Origin of the sequence: Woronichinia naegeliana WA131, from assembly GCA_025370055.1 — a bacterium.
In the GTDB taxonomy this organism is placed as follows: domain Bacteria; phylum Cyanobacteriota; class Cyanobacteriia; order Cyanobacteriales; family Microcystaceae; genus Woronichinia; species Woronichinia naegeliana.
Window position 1 is genome coordinate 4,134,764 of sequence record CP073041.1, and the last position, 15,426, is coordinate 4,150,189.

The 15,426-nt window shown below is 46.3% G+C and carries 9 protein-coding genes; 7 read left to right on the top strand and 2 right to left on the bottom strand.

All coding sequences use genetic code 11. The annotated features are described in order from the left end of the window. Nucleotides 1-199: 199 nt before the first annotated feature. The 3 genes from KA717_20975 (at nucleotide 200) to KA717_20985 (ending at nucleotide 8,828) form a co-directional block, all read left to right on the top strand. The gene (locus KA717_20975) at nucleotides 200-5,413 is read left to right on the top strand and encodes an FG-GAP-like repeat-containing protein (GenBank protein UXE58527.1); all 5,214 of its coding nucleotides are present in this window, start codon (nucleotides 200-202) and stop codon (nucleotides 5,411-5,413) included. A gap of 190 nt (nucleotides 5,414-5,603) precedes the next feature. Then, on the top strand, nucleotides 5,604-6,422 hold the full coding sequence (locus tag KA717_20980; protein UXE58528.1) for an Rpn family recombination-promoting nuclease/putative transposase: 819 nt from the start codon (nucleotides 5,604-5,606) through the stop codon (nucleotides 6,420-6,422). Nucleotides 6,423-6,818: 396 nt separating this feature from the next. Further along, the gene (locus KA717_20985; GenBank protein ID UXE58529.1) at nucleotides 6,819-8,828 is read left to right on the top strand and encodes a TIGR03032 family protein; all 2,010 of its coding nucleotides are present in this window, start codon (nucleotides 6,819-6,821) and stop codon (nucleotides 8,826-8,828) included. Here KA717_20985 and KA717_20990 read toward each other — a convergent pair. Beyond that, complete coding sequence (locus tag KA717_20990; protein UXE58530.1) at nucleotides 8,809-9,495, bottom strand: Uma2 family endonuclease; 687 nt, start codon at nucleotides 9,493-9,495, stop codon at nucleotides 8,809-8,811. The two genes, KA717_20985 and KA717_20990, sit on opposite strands and share 20 nt — an antisense overlap. A gap of 121 nt (nucleotides 9,496-9,616) precedes the next feature. Between KA717_20990 and KA717_20995 the strand changes: the two genes are divergently transcribed. Both KA717_20995 and KA717_21000 read left to right on the top strand, forming a co-directional pair. Next, nucleotides 9,617-9,733: a tetratricopeptide repeat protein gene (locus KA717_20995; protein ID UXE58531.1), complete on the top strand. Its 117-nt coding sequence runs from the start codon at nucleotides 9,617-9,619 to the stop codon at nucleotides 9,731-9,733. A gap of 434 nt (nucleotides 9,734-10,167) precedes the next feature. Then, nucleotides 10,168-10,848, top strand: coding sequence for an FG-GAP-like repeat-containing protein (locus KA717_21000; GenBank protein ID UXE58532.1), 681 nt, complete (start codon nucleotides 10,168-10,170; stop codon nucleotides 10,846-10,848). A 461-nt stretch (nucleotides 10,849-11,309) separates the two neighbouring features. On the opposite strand, the gene KA717_21005 is transcribed toward KA717_21000, so the two are convergent. After that, entirely contained in the window at nucleotides 11,310-11,903 is a 594-nt protein-coding gene (locus KA717_21005; protein UXE58533.1) for a hypothetical protein, read from the bottom strand. A gap of 836 nt (nucleotides 11,904-12,739) precedes the next feature. On the opposite strand from KA717_21005, the gene KA717_21010 reads away from it, so the two are divergent. Both KA717_21010 and KA717_21015 read left to right on the top strand, forming a co-directional pair. Next, nucleotides 12,740-14,815 carry an Rne/Rng family ribonuclease gene (locus KA717_21010; GenBank protein ID UXE58534.1) on the top strand — a complete coding sequence of 692 codons (2,076 nt, stop codon included), beginning with the start codon at nucleotides 12,740-12,742 and terminating at the stop codon, nucleotides 14,813-14,815. A 36-nt stretch (nucleotides 14,816-14,851) separates the two neighbouring features. Then, nucleotides 14,852-15,418, top strand: coding sequence for a ribonuclease HII (locus KA717_21015; GenBank protein UXE64742.1), 567 nt, complete (start codon nucleotides 14,852-14,854; stop codon nucleotides 15,416-15,418). Nucleotides 15,419-15,426 lie beyond the last annotated feature (8 nt).

Sequence of the window (15,426 nt, forward strand, 5' to 3'; positions counted from 1 at the left end):
GCCCCCCTAGCCCCCAACTTTGGGGGGAAACATTCTCTATTTATGGGTTTCAAAGTCCCCCAGTATTGGGGGATTCAGGGGGCGAAAATCTATAATCTATGACCGTGCCAAGTATAAAAGCCTAAAGGTAGATAGTAGCGGCAACGTCTATACCACTGGCACTTTCCAAGGCACAGTCGATTTTGATCCAGGTACGGGAGTGAGCAATCTCACCAGTGCAGGTGGTAATGATGTATTTATCTCTAAGTTAAACAGTGATGGTTCCTTTGCCTGGGCGAAAAGTTTCGGCGGGACAGTCAGCGATAGTGTTAATATCCTACAGGTGGATAGTAGCGGCAACGTCTATACCACTGGCACTTTCTCTGGCACAGCAGACTTTGACCCAGGTACGGGAGTGAGCAATTTCACCAGTGCAGGTAGTGTTGATGTATTTATCTCTAAGTTAAACAGTGATGGTTCCTTTGCCTGGGCGAAAAGTTTCGGCGGGACAAATTACGATGATGTTTCTGGACTAAAGGTAGATAGTAGCGGCAACGTCTATACCACTGGCACTTTCGCTGGCACAGCAGACTTTGACCCAGGTACGGGAGTGAGCAATCTCACCAGTGCAGGTGGTGATGATGTATTTATCTCTAAGTTAAACAGTGATGGTTCCTTTGCCTGGGCGAAAAGTTTCGGCGGGACAAGCAACGATCGTGGTAATAGCCTACAGGTGGATAGTAGCGGCAACGTCTATACCACGGGCTATTTCAAAGGCACAGCAGACTTTGACCCAGGTACGGGAGTGAGCAATCTCACCAGTGCAGGTGGTGAGGATGTATTTATCTCTGGGTTAAACAGTGATGGTTCCTTTGCCTGGGCGAAAAGTGTCGGCGGGACAGGCAACGATCGTGGTAGTAGCCTACAGGTGGATAGTAGCGGCAACCTCCATAGCACGGGCTATTTCTCTGGCACAGCCGATTTTGACCCAGGTGCGGAAGTGAGCAATCTCACCAGTGCAGGTGGTAATGATGTATTTATCATCAAGCTCGCTCTCCCTGTCACCAATCAAGCCCCAACAGATTTAAGCCTTTCTGCCAACACCATTGCGGAAAACACCGTCATTGGTGCGGGGGTTAAAATTGGCAATATTACCATCACCGACCCTGACGCGACAGGCAACAATAACCTTCTCACGGTAGAAGGAACCGACGCGGCTAACTTTGAAATTCGCAACAGCACCGAACTCTTTTTCATCGGTACTAGCCCCGACTTTGAAACCAAACCCAGTTACACCATCAGCCTCAAATCTACGGATGGCGCATTAACCTATAGCGAAGCCTTCACCGTTAATGTTACCGATGTTAAACCAAAAGTTACCATTTCCCCAGGCACCACCCCCGTAGAAGGCGGAGCGATCGGTACCTATACCATCACCCTAGATGAGGCATCTCCCACAGGCGGCTTAGTCGTCAACTTTAATACCACCGGCAGTACTGCCACCCTAAGCACTGACTACACCCTTACGGCGGGCAGTAACATCACCGCAGTCACCGCCAACAGTTTCACTATCGCCGCCGGTCAAACCACTGCCATCCTCAACCTCAACGCTTTGGCTGATGTGGTCAGCGACCCCAACGAAACCGTCCAAATCAATCTAAGCAGTGGACCAGGCTACAGCCTCGGTCAAAACAGCACCGCCCTCCTCAGCCCCAAAACCGACTACACCGTTGGCAGTTTACCCTATTCAGTAGCAGTGGGAGACTTTAATGGCGATGGCAAACTAGACCTCGCCACCGCCAACCAAAATAGCGACACTGTATCAGTTCTCTTGCGAAATAGTGCCAATACGGGCTTTGATGCCAAAACCGACTTCTCCGTTGGCAGTGTTGGCATTAGTCCCAATTCAGTAGCAGTGGGAGACTTTAATGGCGATGGCAAACTAGACCTCGCCACCGCTAACTTTCTTGGCAACACTGTATCAATTCTGTTGCGAAATAGTGCCAATACGGGCTTTGATGCCAAAACCGACTTCTCCGTTGGCAGTAATCCCAATTCAGTAGCAGTAGGAGACTTTAATGGCGATGGCAAACTAGACCTTGCCACAGCCAACGCAAACGGCAACTCTGTATCAATTCTGTTGCGAAATAGTGCCAATACGGGCTTTGATGCCAAAACCGACTTCTTCGTTGGCGGTTTACCCTATTCAGTAGCAGTAGGAGACTTTAATGGCGATGGCAAACTAGACCTCGCCACCGCCAACCAAAATAGCGATTCTGTATCAATTCTGTTGCGAAATAGTGCCAATACGGGCTTTGATGCCAAAACCGACTTCTCCGTTGGCAGTGCTCCCGTTTCAGTAGCAGTAGGAGACTTTAATGGCGATGGCAAACTAGACCTCGCCACCGCCAACTCAAATAGCAACACTGTATCAATTCTGTTGCGAAATAGTGCCAATACGGGTTTTGATGCCCAAACCGACTTCTCCGTTGGCAGTGTTCCCAATTCAGTAGCAGTGGGAGACTTTAATGGGGATGGCAAACTAGACCTCGCCGCCGCCAACTTCGGCGGTAATTCTGTATCAATTCTGTTGCGAAATAGTGGCAATACGGGCTTTGATGCCAAAACCGACTTCTCCGTTGGCAGTAATCCCGCTTCAGTAGCAGTGGGAGACTTTAACAGCGATGGCAAACTAGACCTTGCCACAGCCAATCAATTCGGTGATTCCGTATCGGTGCTGCTCAACGCTCACTCCAGCGCGACCCTCACTATTACCGATGCTCCCAATGCGGCTCCCACGATCGCCAGTGGTGCAACAGCCACCTTCGCTGAAAATGGCACAGGAACCGCCTACCAAGTTATCGCCACCGACCCCGAAAGTAATCCCATTACCTATGGTCTAGCAACAACAGGGGACTATGCTCTCTTTAACATCAACAGCACCACAGGCTTAGTCACCTTCAAAACCGCTCCCAACTACGAAAGTCCGACGGATGCAGGAGCCAATAACGTCTATGACATCACCGTAACCGCCAGCGATGCTTCCCTCACTACCTCCAAAGCCGTAGCCATTACCGTCACCGATGTCAACCCCGAAAATTTTGTCACAACCCTCAACCAAGACCAATTTTCGCTAGGCAAAGGCGACGATTCCCTAACCAGCACCCTTGTCAACCTACAACAAAACGACAACATCAACGCCCTCGGCGGCACCGACACCTTCATCCTAACGGGCGGAACCGCCAGCGACTGGCTAGGCATTGACGCAAGTGACAGCAACAATCAAATTGACATTGCTGGCACCAGCCTAACCAACTTTGAACGCTTTGACCTAAGTGGCTTTCTCGGAACCGTCAGCTTTAAAGGACTCAGTGGCAACAACTGGATCAAATCAGGGGCTGGCAAGGATGACCTCACAGGATATAACGGTAACGATTATCTCAATGGTGGTACAGGAGTCGATCAATTGGTCGGTGGGAACGGCAATGACACCTACGTCGTAGATAATACAGGTGACTTGATTACTGAAGGTTTAAATGCTGGCATTGACAGCGTCGAATCTTCCCTTACCTGGACATTAACAGTTAATCTTGAAAACCTGACCTTAACGGGGACGGCTGCCATCAACGGTACAGGGAACACCCTTGCTAACCTGCTCACGGGTAACAGTGCCAACAACAGTCTTAATGGCGATGCTGGGAATGATACCCTAACGGCTAATGATGGCAACGATACCCTGAGTGGTGGCGATGGTAACGACACCCTGAATGGTGGTACTGGTAACGATTCCCTCACTGGTGGTACTGGTGCTGATACCCTCACTGGTGGCACTGGCAACGATATTTACTACATTGATAATGCAGGCGACACCATTACCGAATTATCAGGAGAAGGAACGGACACTGTTTATAATACCGTTAACTATACCCTTGCTGCAAACCTCGAAAACCTATTCTTACAGGGAACCGCCATTAACGGTACAGGGAACGAACTCAACAACGACCTCACTGGCAATGCTAGTAACAACATCCTGAGTGGCGGTGCAGGTAACGATACCCTGAATGGCAGTACAGGTGCAGACTCCCTCATCGGTGGTACTGGTAACGATGTTTACTACATTGAGAATGCAGGCGACACCATTACCGAATTATCAGGAGAAGGAACGGACACTGTTTATAACACCCTTAACTATACCCTTGCTGCAAACCTAGAAAACCTATTCTTACAGGGAACCGCCATTAACGGTACAGGGAACGAACTCAACAACAGCATCACTGGTAACGCGAGTAACAACATCCTGAGTGGCGGTGCAGGTAACGATGTTCTGAATGGCAGTACAGGGGCTGATTCTCTCATTGGTGGCACTGGCAACGATATTTACTACATTGATAATGCATTGGACACCATTACTGAATTATCAGGAGAAGGAACGGACACTGTTTATAACACCGTTGACTATACCCTTGCTGCAAACCTAGAAAACCTAGTCTTACAGGGAACCGCCATTAACGGTACAGGGAACGAACTCAACAACAGTATCACTGGCAATGCTAGTAACAACATCCTGAGTGGCGGTGCAGGTAACGATACCCTCAATGGCAGTACAGGTGCAGACTCCCTCATCGGTGGTACTGGCAACGATTTTTACTACATTGATAATGCATTGGACACCATTACCGAATTATCAGGAGAAGGAACTGACACTGTTTACAGCACCCTTAACTATACCCTTGCTGCAAACCTCGAAAACCTAGTCTTACAGGGAACCGCCATTAACGGTACAGGTAACGAACTCAACAACAGTATCACTGGCAACGCTAGTAACAACATCCTGAGTGGTGGCGATGGTAACGATACCCTCAATGGCGATGCAGGCAATGATACCTTGATTGGCGGTAATGGCAACGATTTTGCTTACTATTACAGTTCAACTGGAAGTGTCACCGTTAACTTAGCAACAGGAACCGCCAGCGATGGTTTAGGCGGAACCGATACCCTTTCTCAAATTGAAAATGTCCAAGGTTCCAATACCGCAGGGGATAATCTCACCGGCAACACAGGTGTTAACGTTCTCTACGGTTATGGCGGCGCAGATAGTCTCACAGGAGGAGGCGATAATGATCTGCTCTATTTAGGTAGTGATACCGTTACTGATACTGTGAACTATGCCAGTGGCGATGGTTCTGATACTGTTTATAACTTTGTGCGTGGGATCGGAGGAGATGTTCTCAACTTCGGAGGCATAACCGTTATTGACGTACAGGTTTCTGGCACTAATACCCTGTTTAAAGTGGGTGATGGGATAACAGGCAACTCTGGCTTTGGCTCAGGAGCTTTACTGTTAACTACCATTGGTACGACCACTGCCACGTCGGGCTTTGTCGCTGCTGATGTCAATGTCAATCTTCTAGGAGCAACCTTTGCTTTTAGTTAAAGGAGATAACAGGGGCGATCGCTTTTTAATGAATAATGGACAATTAACAATGGATAATTATTAACTATTAACTATTCATTATTAACTATCAATTAATCGGCGATCACTTTTTTTCTGTATCGGTAAGAGGGCGATCGCTTTTTATCTTAATCAGGGAAGAGGCGATCTCTGAAAATGTTAAAATTTATCCATGTTTGACAATTGCTGCAAATTCCTAGCCGAAAACTTTTCTGAAGATTATGCCACTTGGTTGCTTGGTCGTCCCGTTCAATTGACCAAACTGAGTCCAACAGAATTATCTTTAGAACCGATTCGCGCTGATTCCCTAATATTGGAACAATCGGAAGACCTGGTATTACACCTCGAATTTCAGACCGAACCCGATAAAACAATGGGTTTTCGGATGTTAGATTATCGAGTCAGGGTTTATCGCCGTTTTCCGACTAAAACCATGCACCAGGTCGTGATTTATCTGAAATCCACTAAATCAGCATTGGTTTATCAAGATAGCTTTCAACTCGGAGAAACAACTCATCATTATCGAGTCATTCGTCTTTGGGAACAATCTTCTGATTTATTTCTAACCAGTCCAGGGTTATTGCCCCTAGCGATATTAACCCAAAATAAGGAGCCAACAAAACGGTTACGCGAGGTTGCGAAGGGATTGGATATAATAGAAGATCAAGGGGTGAGGGCTAATCTCATGGCTGCAACGGCAGTATTCGCAGGATTAGTGATGGAACCTGAAATGATTAAAACAATTTTAAGGAGTGACATTATGAAAGAATCAGCTTTCTATCAGGACATTCTTCAGGAAGGTCGTCAGGAAGGTCGTCAGGAAGGTCGTCAGGAAGGTCGTCAGGAAGGTCGTCAGGAAGGTCTTCTTGAGGGCAAGCTTAAAACAATCCCTCTACTGAAAAAATTAGGATTGACGATCGCAGAAATCGCTGAAGAATTAGAGATTGATGTTTCTTTAGTCAATCAGTTTGTGGCTAATCAGAATAATTAAAAAATTAGATAACGATTGATCGGCGATCGCTTTTTATCTTAATCAGGGAAGAGGCGATCGCGTTTTAATGAATAATGGACAATTAACAATGGATAATTATTAACTATTAACTATTCATTATTAACTATCAATTAATCGGCGATCGCTGTTTATGTTTATCGGTAAGGGGCGATCGCGTTTTAATGAATAATGGACAATTAACAATGGATAATTATTAACTATTAACTATTCATTATTAACTATCAATTAATCGGCGATCGCTGTTTATGTTTATCGGTAAGGGGCGATCGCGTTTTTATTAATGGGAAAGGGGCGATCGCTATTGTCGGTAACAGGGGCGTGTCGTGGCAAAATAAATATGTTTACATTATAGCTTTCTTGAATATGGCCATGCTTTTGACAGAATCAGAAGAAAAGTCTAGTAACTCATTTCTGCCAATTAATGCCTCCGAAGGGCTGTGGGAATGGTTAGAAAAAGAACAGATCAGTGTTGGCTTTACCACTTATCAGACTAATCGTTTGATGTTGGTAGGTCGGAAGGCTAATGGCAGATTAGCGATTAATGAGAGGCTGTTTGATAAACCGATGGGACTCTATGCCCAAGGTAACAGCCTGTACATGAGTACGCGCTATCAGATTTGGCAGTTGGACAATCATTTGGCAAAGGGTGAAACCTATCAAGAAGCCGATCGCCTATATGTACCCAGTTTGAGCTACACCACAGGCTCGTTGAATGTCCACGATCTAGTTTTGGGTCGTGATGGCACACCGATATTTATTAATACGGATTTTAGTTGTCTGGCAACAATTCAAGCAGGTTATAGTTTTGCCCCGATATGGCAACCGCCATTTATTACCAAACTGGTAGCCGAAGATCGCTGTCATCTCAACGGTTTAGCGATGGTGGAAGGAGAACCCGCGTATGTCACGGCTTGCAGTATGACCGACAGTGCCGCAGGATGGCGATCGCACCGCAATGATGGGGGGATTGTTGTCCATATTCCTAGCAATGAAGTGGTGCTGAGAGGTCTATCAATGCCCCACTCGCCGCGCTGGTATCAGGGGAAATTATGGATTTTGAATGCGGGAACAGGGGAATTGGGTTATGTGGATGACCACCAATTTATACCGATCGCCTTTTGTCCTGGATTTGTGAGGGGATTAGCTTTTTGGGGTGACTTAGCGATCGTGGGACTGTCGAAACTGCGATCAGCGAGTTTTTCGGGATTGGTGTTAGAAGAACGGTTATTAGCTGAAGGAAACACGGCGCAATGTGGACTAATAGCCATCAACATTCACAGTGGCGAAATTGTCCATTCGTTGTTTTTAGACAAGCCGATTGAAGAGTTATTTGATGTGGTGGTGTTGCCCAATGTCTGTCGTCCTATGTCTTTGGGATTTCAGGATGAAGATATTGAACGGTTGGTAACTTTTCCGAGTTCCAATGGATTGGTGACGACGAAGCCAACGGTGAAACGTCCTCGTGATTCCACGCTCCTGATCGCGGGATTCCCAACAAAAGAGAGAATTGAGCGCGAAAATCAGGAATCACGGGAATATGAAGCAATGGAACGGCAAGAGCAACTTGCTGAGGCAAAGGTCAAGTTTCAGAGGGTTTTTCATCTCAATCCCGAAAGTTTAGCACCCTATGATGGGATGACTTTTCCGAGTCTGCAACAACGTTGGCAAAATCAACCGCAACGGGGCGAAGTCATTGGGGTTTCGGCTTCGGTTTTGGGCGATATGGTGGGTTTTGCGATCGCGGAGTTATTACCTAATTTGAAAGCGGAAATAATTTCGCTGTTTGTTGATCCCAACCACCGACAAAAGGGCGTTGGCACAAAAATGTTGGCTTTTTTGGAAAGGGAGATAGGGTCGCAGAAGGTTGAGCAAATTGCTTTGGTTTACGCCCCGACTCCTTTGGCTGACAGAGCCTTGACCTCGATGTTTCGTAAGTTGGGATGGGCTGCACCCCGATCGCTTGCTAATGGTTTAAAGGTGGCTCTGAAGGGATTGCCAACTGTTAATCCTGCTATTAGTGGATCGGCTAAAGTCAAGTTTGAGGAAGGGAAAAACCAAGTTAAAGATCACAATTTGGAACAGGCTGTAATTTGTTTCCAAGAGGCAATTCGTTTGCAGCCTGACTATGTAGCGGCTTATAACCAGTTGGGTAATGCGTTGCAAACTTTAGAGCAGTCTGATGAGGCGATCGCCTGTTATCAAAAAATATTAGAGATCAATCCCAATGTTGCCGCCGCCCATTGCAATTTGGGTAGTATTTGGCAAACTCAAGAGAAATTTGAAGCAGCGATCGCGGCTTATCAACGGGCGATAAAGCTCAAACCTGATTTTGCTTTGGCTCATCGCAATCTAAGTGGATTGGTTGCTAAAGATCAGACGGATTGATGCCTAGTTCCCGTAACTTGGCAAAGGCGCGATCTCGTTCCTGAGCGAGTTGATCGCGTTCCTGAGCGAGTTGATCGCGTTCTTCCAAAATTGTATCGGGGTCGTTAAATGGCTCTCCAGTGGGATAGAACAGTGCCAGACCATCCGCAAACATCTCGAAACGAACGCCTAGCATCGGTGAAATCCAAGGAAAGTTAAGGGGTGTAATTGCCTGAAATTCCTGACTCTGAGACGATCGCACCATTCCCAAAAACTCGTAAGATTCAGGATCGTAGAAGAACATCTCTAATACGCCATGCTGCCGATAAAACTGCTGCTTTTTGAGCATTTCAGTGGCGCTATTGCTTGCTGAGAGAATTTCAAAGATCACTTGGGGCGCAATATTTTCCTCTTCCCACTGTTTGTAGCTGCGACGATCGTCGTCTGATCGCCCAAAAACTACCATCGCATCTGGGGCTTGAGATGGTACTGGGAGAGTCGTAACCTGTTGGGGATACCAGAGCAAGTCTCCTGCCACAAAAACGGTTTGCCCTCGAAACAGGTGCTTGAGGTTAGACACTAAACGCACAATCCAACGGTATTGCAGGGTATTGTCAGCCATGGGTTTACCATCGGAGTCGGGGTAGAGATTCGGGAAGTCGATCGGGCGAGGGAGGGCTTGGAGCATGGGCTTCTTCTCTATAAAGTGAATTTGATTGTATGCTATTTCTGTAACTGTATGAATCGCCAGTTATGTACCAAAAAACACCTTCAATGGCATTGATGACGGTTATTATGGCGATCCACCCTTGGGGAAATCTGAAGAAGCGATCGCCCGTTATCAAAAAATATTAGAAATTAATCCCCATATCGCCGCCGCTTATTGCAACTTGGGCTGTATTTGGCAAATGCAAGGGAAAGTATGAGGAAGCGATCGCCGCTTATCAACGGGCGATAAAGCTCAAGCCTGATTCTGCTTTGGCTCACCGCAATTTAGAGGGGCTACTGGCCAGTGGGGGAATTGGGTTATGTGGATGACCACCAATTTCGGTTTTGGGCGATATGGTGGGTTTTGCGATCGCGGAATGAATTGTTGACCAGAAGTTCACCAGAAGTTAACCTCATATCGCCGTTGCTGGTTATACAATGAGGAAGCGATCGCCGCTTATCAACGGGCAAATAACCATAAAATCTGGTTTTACCTTGGCTCACCGCAATTTAGGCGGGCTACTGGCAAGTCAAGGGCGGTTAACGATTCCCAGTGTTGCACCCGAACCCTAATTTTTAGCAAAGTAGAGCTTCCGTTTCAAAGCTTCATTCAAATTTTATCCACGATTAACTTAAAAAGTATCTAAATTTTATGACTAACTCATATATTGAGCAAACAGGAACCGCCAACCCCTTCAATGGCATTAATATTGGGGTTTACAGCACCCCCACCTTTGCCGATCTGGACGGAGATGGCGACCTCGATGCCCTTATTGGGGAATATGACGGTATTCTCAACTACTACCAAAACACGGGCAGTAGCAGCAATCCCGTTTACAGTCTTCAAACAGGAACCGCCAACCCCTTCAATGGCATTAATGTTGGGAATTACAGCACCCCCACCTTAGCGGATCTGGACGCAGATGGCGACCTCGATGCCTTTGTTGGGGAAAGTGACGGTACTCTCAACTACTACCAAAATACAGGCAGTAGCAGCAATCCCGTTTACACTCCTCAAACAGGAACCGCCAACCCCTTCAATGGCATTTCTGTTGGGTCTTACAGCACCCCCACCTTAGCGGATCTGGACGCAGATGGCGACCTCGATGCGGTTATTGGGGAATATGAAGGTATTCTTAATTACTACCAAAATACAGGCAGTAGCAGCAATCCCGTTTACACTCCTCAAACAGGAACCGCCAACCCCTTCAATGGCATTGATATTGGGAAAAAAAGCATCTTCGAGTCCCTAAAAGTAGTCGGATACGTTGGTAGGACTCATCTAAAAGCTGTAAAACGGTGTGAAACAAGAAAGCCAGTAAATTTAAGGTGAGCAAAAAGGTAGCAAGATGCTCGTCACCATGTCCAAAATTGTGTTCTAGATGGTAGCCCTGAGTCTTAAGAGTATTATGGTTCTCATTTTCGGTTTTCCAACGAGAGCGAGCGACACTGACTAACTCAACAATGTTATCGGCTTGGGGAAAAAGGTCGGTAATCCAATCGTTGTGAAAGAGAACCTGACCGTCAGAACGGCGAGTAACAGTGACCTCAAACCAATGAGTATTGAGGGCGGCGGAACCATCTCTTAGGGGCAAGTGATAAGTCCAACGATAATGATAGTCATGCCAATCGCGACCATGACGACGACGCTCATGGAAAGAGTAAACTTCCCCAATCTTCTCGGCATAGTCCAAAAACTCATAGAGAGTAGGGTGAGATTCAGGCAAACAGACAAAGAGATAGTGAAAGTGGTTTTGAAGAGCCTCTTCGCACATCGGTTGACGACTATAGAGGTCATCCCCCAATCATAGTAACGCTAAACGGGTCAAAGAATTCTCGATGTCTGTGGAGCCAACGTTTTGCCGCCGCTACCTCACAGTCCTGTTTCTCGTGACCATCTTGAGGAGTAATAAATTCAGGGTCAAGACTAATCACTGCTTTTTGCTGAGGTGAGACAATTACGGGTAAGATTGCCGAATGAAAGTAAGTCACTGTCCCGTTTTTATGGGTTCGATGGGAACATTGCTCACAGTGGATATTTTGGGAGGAGAAATACTCTGTGCCATCTAGCGGAATTAGTAATTGCTTGTCTAACACCTCATACCGAGTCAATATTCCTCTGGTCTTTAGTAGTTGATAAATGTCACTAAACACCACAAATAACGAATTGGCTTTGATTTTATCCAGGATATTGCGGATTTGATTGTCACTAGGTATTTTGATGGCACCGAATAGAGTTTGAAGATTATCCCTACCGTTGCGACTATGCAGTTGTCTTTGATGTTCTAGGAATGATTCACATTGCATTAGAAACAGGCTGAAACCACCTAGTACCGCATCTTTTAGGCTGTAGGTTGTATTTGGACTGGGTTGGCGAGGGTCTTTCATTTTCTCTATACTTGCTACCAAGTACGCTATCAGACCAGTCATACTGATTATTCCTTGCATCTTTTCTTCCCTCTGGCTACCTTGTTGTCCTTTCCCATTATCCTTTTTTTCTACAACCCTTACCTCGCCTTAAATTTAGAATTGCTGGTCTCTTGTCATTGATCTCGCTTTCAGGTTATAGTTAGGTTAAAATCCTCTGTTTGGCGTGCTTCACCATTGTAGTACTAGCCTTAATCGGAAGTTCCTTGAGAATATTAATTAGCTCTTAATAAAGCTTTGAGTTACGTTACCTGTTCTGGAGGTTTCTATCCTCGTTGTTTTGACAGGATGACTCTAACTGCTAATAATTTCTCTATGATCATGAAAACTGTTCTAGCGAAAAGATGCAGCAACAGCGCGCAATAATTTCATCTGTCAGGAATCCATTCCTTGCTAATCCTCTCTGAATTTAGATCGATTTATCTTTCTGAAGAATATGCTCCCAGACTTTTCTCAGGCTATTTTTCTGACGACTATCTCCGAAGTTGATCAATTGCCAACTGTGAAGTTGACTTCCCTGGAATCTCTCTCAATATCACACTGACTGCGATCGCGAGACCAGGGTTTTTCTGCACAGCGATCGCAGATTAAAAACATGATTGGGGTTCGCCGTTGAGCAATAACAGATAGAAAGATAGTCTGATCCTCCGTAGAGTGATTTGGCAGTGACTAACAGATGTGAGAATTTTGCCTTTATCTAGATTTTCACCGTATATGACAGAAAAGAAACCTCCATCACCCGATGAGCGTGAGTAGTAGGGGGTTTTCTTCGGATAACCAACCATTGAGGAACATTCATGCCAAAACAAATTATTATTGCCGAGCAGTACCAGGTTGCGGCAGTCTATTGGGAAGATCAAATTCAAGAATTAGTCGTCGCGACAGGGAATCAACAAGTTAGCGACATTTATCTAGGACTTGTCGAGAATGTCATCCCAGGGATAGATGCAGCCTTTGTCAATATTGGAGACTCAGAACGAAACGGTTTCATTCACGTTACCGATCTGGGCCCCTTAAGACTCAAGAAAACCGCCGGTGCCATTACCGAATTGCTTGCGCCCCAACAAAAAGTCCTCGTTCAGGTGATGAAAGAACCGACAGGCAATAAAGGGCCTAGATTAACCGGCAATATCAGCCTTCCTGGTCGTTACCTAGTCCTGATTCCCAATGGCACAGGGGTTAACCTTTCAAGGCGAATCAAAAACGATGAGGAACGGAGCCGTCTTCGCGCTCTAGCGATTCTGACCAAGCCACCTGGTATGGGGATATTAGTGCGAACTGAAGCAGAAGGGAAAGGGGAAGATGCAATCCTAGAAGACTTAGAATTTCTACAAAAACAATGGGAAATGGTTCAACAGCAGGCAAGCTCGACCCGTGCCCCAGCCCTCTTAAATCGAGATGACGATTTTATTCAACGGGTATTGCGAGATATGTACAGTAGCGATGTTAATCGCATTGTGACGGATACTCAAGCGGGGGTGAAACGAGTTAAGCAGCATTTGATGAGTTGGAGTGGAGGAAGAGCACCAGAAGGGGTCGTGATCGACAATCACCGTGAACCCCAGAATATTTTGGATTATTTTCGGGTCAATGCAGCGATTCGGGAAGCTCTGAAACCCAGGGTTGATTTACCATCGGGGGGATACGTTATTATTGAACCCACAGAAGCCCTGACGGTTATTGACGTTAACTCTGGTTCCTTTACCCGTTCTGCCACTGCCAGGGAGACTGTTCTCTGGACAAATAGTGAAGCGGCCACCGAAATTGCCCGACAGTTAAGGCTCCGTAATATTGGTGGTGTGATCATTGTGGATTTCATTGACATGGATTCCCGACGCGATCAGCTAAAACTCTTAGAACATTTCAACCGTTCCTTGAAATTTGATAAGGCCCGTCCCCAAATTGCCCAGCTATCAGAATTGGGCTTAGTCGAACTAACTCGTAAACGTCAGGGGCAAAATATCTATGAATTATTTGGCCGTCCCTGTCCTACCTGTGGAGGTCTAGGACATTTAGCCGAATTACCTGGGGAAGTAGAATCGATTTGTTTAGAAAGTCCGGTTTTGAGTCTGCCATCCACTGCCCCGCGTATTATTGAAAAGCCGTTTGTTGAAACGACTGATTCCACTTTTGAATCCTCCTTTGACTACGAAGGAACGGAAAGTGCTTCTGCCTTCGATCTGTTATACCATCCTAACTACCAGGAGCAGGGAGGCAATCAGGCTAATCGCCGTCGTCGTCGTCGTCCTCGTCCCGATGGCAAGGAAGAATCCCCAGGGAAAGTATTACCTAATTTGATTCCTAAAATCGTTGATCTAGATATTGAACCAGAAATTGAGGGGCGCAAGGAACGGCGAGAAATAGCAGGGACAACTCGTGAGCTTGGCGGGGTAGGTTCTAGCAACCGGATATCCCGTCGTGAAGAAATACCGACCGAAACGGTTTCTGTGGAATTAACGCCTTTAGAACAGGATGTTTACGCACTGATGGGCGTTTCTCCTCTCATTCGTCTTGATCAAGAATTTAAAGATCCCAAGGCAGTCATTGTTGCCATTAAAACCAAAGGGGATTCCAGTGTGCCGGATGCCGAGTCCAAGGCGATACCCGAACCGACCCTAGAAACGTCTCTGCCCAAGGCCGATAACGACATTATCAAACTCAAGCCAGAGATCTTAACGCTAGGTCGTCGCCAAAGAAGCACTTCAATCGCTTCTGAGCCTGATTTTTCTAGTCTAAGTGTGATGGCAGAGCCCAAGACGGAAACTGAAGAGCCAGGGATACCGTTTAAAGAGCCAATGTTTAAAGAGGAGATAGAACCCCCCATTGTGCGGCGGCGGAAGCGGCGTTCTTCAGCCCAAGAAGATGATTGGTAAGGAGAAAGATTAATTCCCGTGACCGTGGCAACTTTACTGGCCGGTGTAGATGAAGTGGGTCGAGGCTCGATCTTCGGCCCTGTTGTGGCAGCAGCAGTGTGTGTTGCGATCGCCGATTTACCAAAATTAATGGCTTTGGGGGTCAAGGATAGTAAACAGTTATCTGCGGCCCGTCGTCAGCAGTTAGTCCCGCTCATTAAAACAGGGGTTATAGCTTGGCATATTAGTTATGCTGATGTGCTAGAAATTGAATCACTCAATATCCGTCGGGCTTCTTTATTAGCAATGCAAAGATGTTTGCTCAAATTGCCCCAGGCTCCAACACTCTGTTTAATTGATGGCCGCGATACCATTCCCGATCTCCCCTTTCCGCAAAAAGCCATCATTAGAGGCGATCAGCAATCACCGGCGATCGCGGCAGCGAGTATCTTAGCAAAAGTTTGGCGAGATGATTTAATGATCCGTTTAGCCAAAACCTATCCCCAATATGATCTTGCTGCTAACAAAGGCTATGGAACTAAAAAACATCAACTAGCGTTACAAGCTTATGGCTTGACTCCCTTGCATCGCCCCAAATTTTGTCAAAAGTTGCTAGGCATATAGTTAGAAAA

What these genes read in the sequence shown, in the direction of transcription:
- KA717_20980 (UXE58528.1), top strand. Translation starts at nt 5,604, where the DNA reads ATGTTTGACAATTGCTGCAAATTCCTAGCCGAAAACTTTTCTGAAGAT.
- KA717_20990 (UXE58530.1), bottom strand. Translation starts at nt 9,495, where the DNA reads ATGCTCCAAGCCCTCCCTCGCCCGATCGACTTCCCGAATCTCTACCCC.
- KA717_21000 (UXE58532.1), top strand. Translation starts at nt 10,168, where the DNA reads ATGACTAACTCATATATTGAGCAAACAGGAACCGCCAACCCCTTCAAT.
- KA717_21005 (UXE58533.1), bottom strand. Translation starts at nt 11,903, where the DNA reads ATGAAAGACCCTCGCCAACCCAGTCCAAATACAACCTACAGCCTAAAA.
- KA717_21010 (UXE58534.1), top strand. Translation starts at nt 12,740, where the DNA reads ATGCCAAAACAAATTATTATTGCCGAGCAGTACCAGGTTGCGGCAGTC.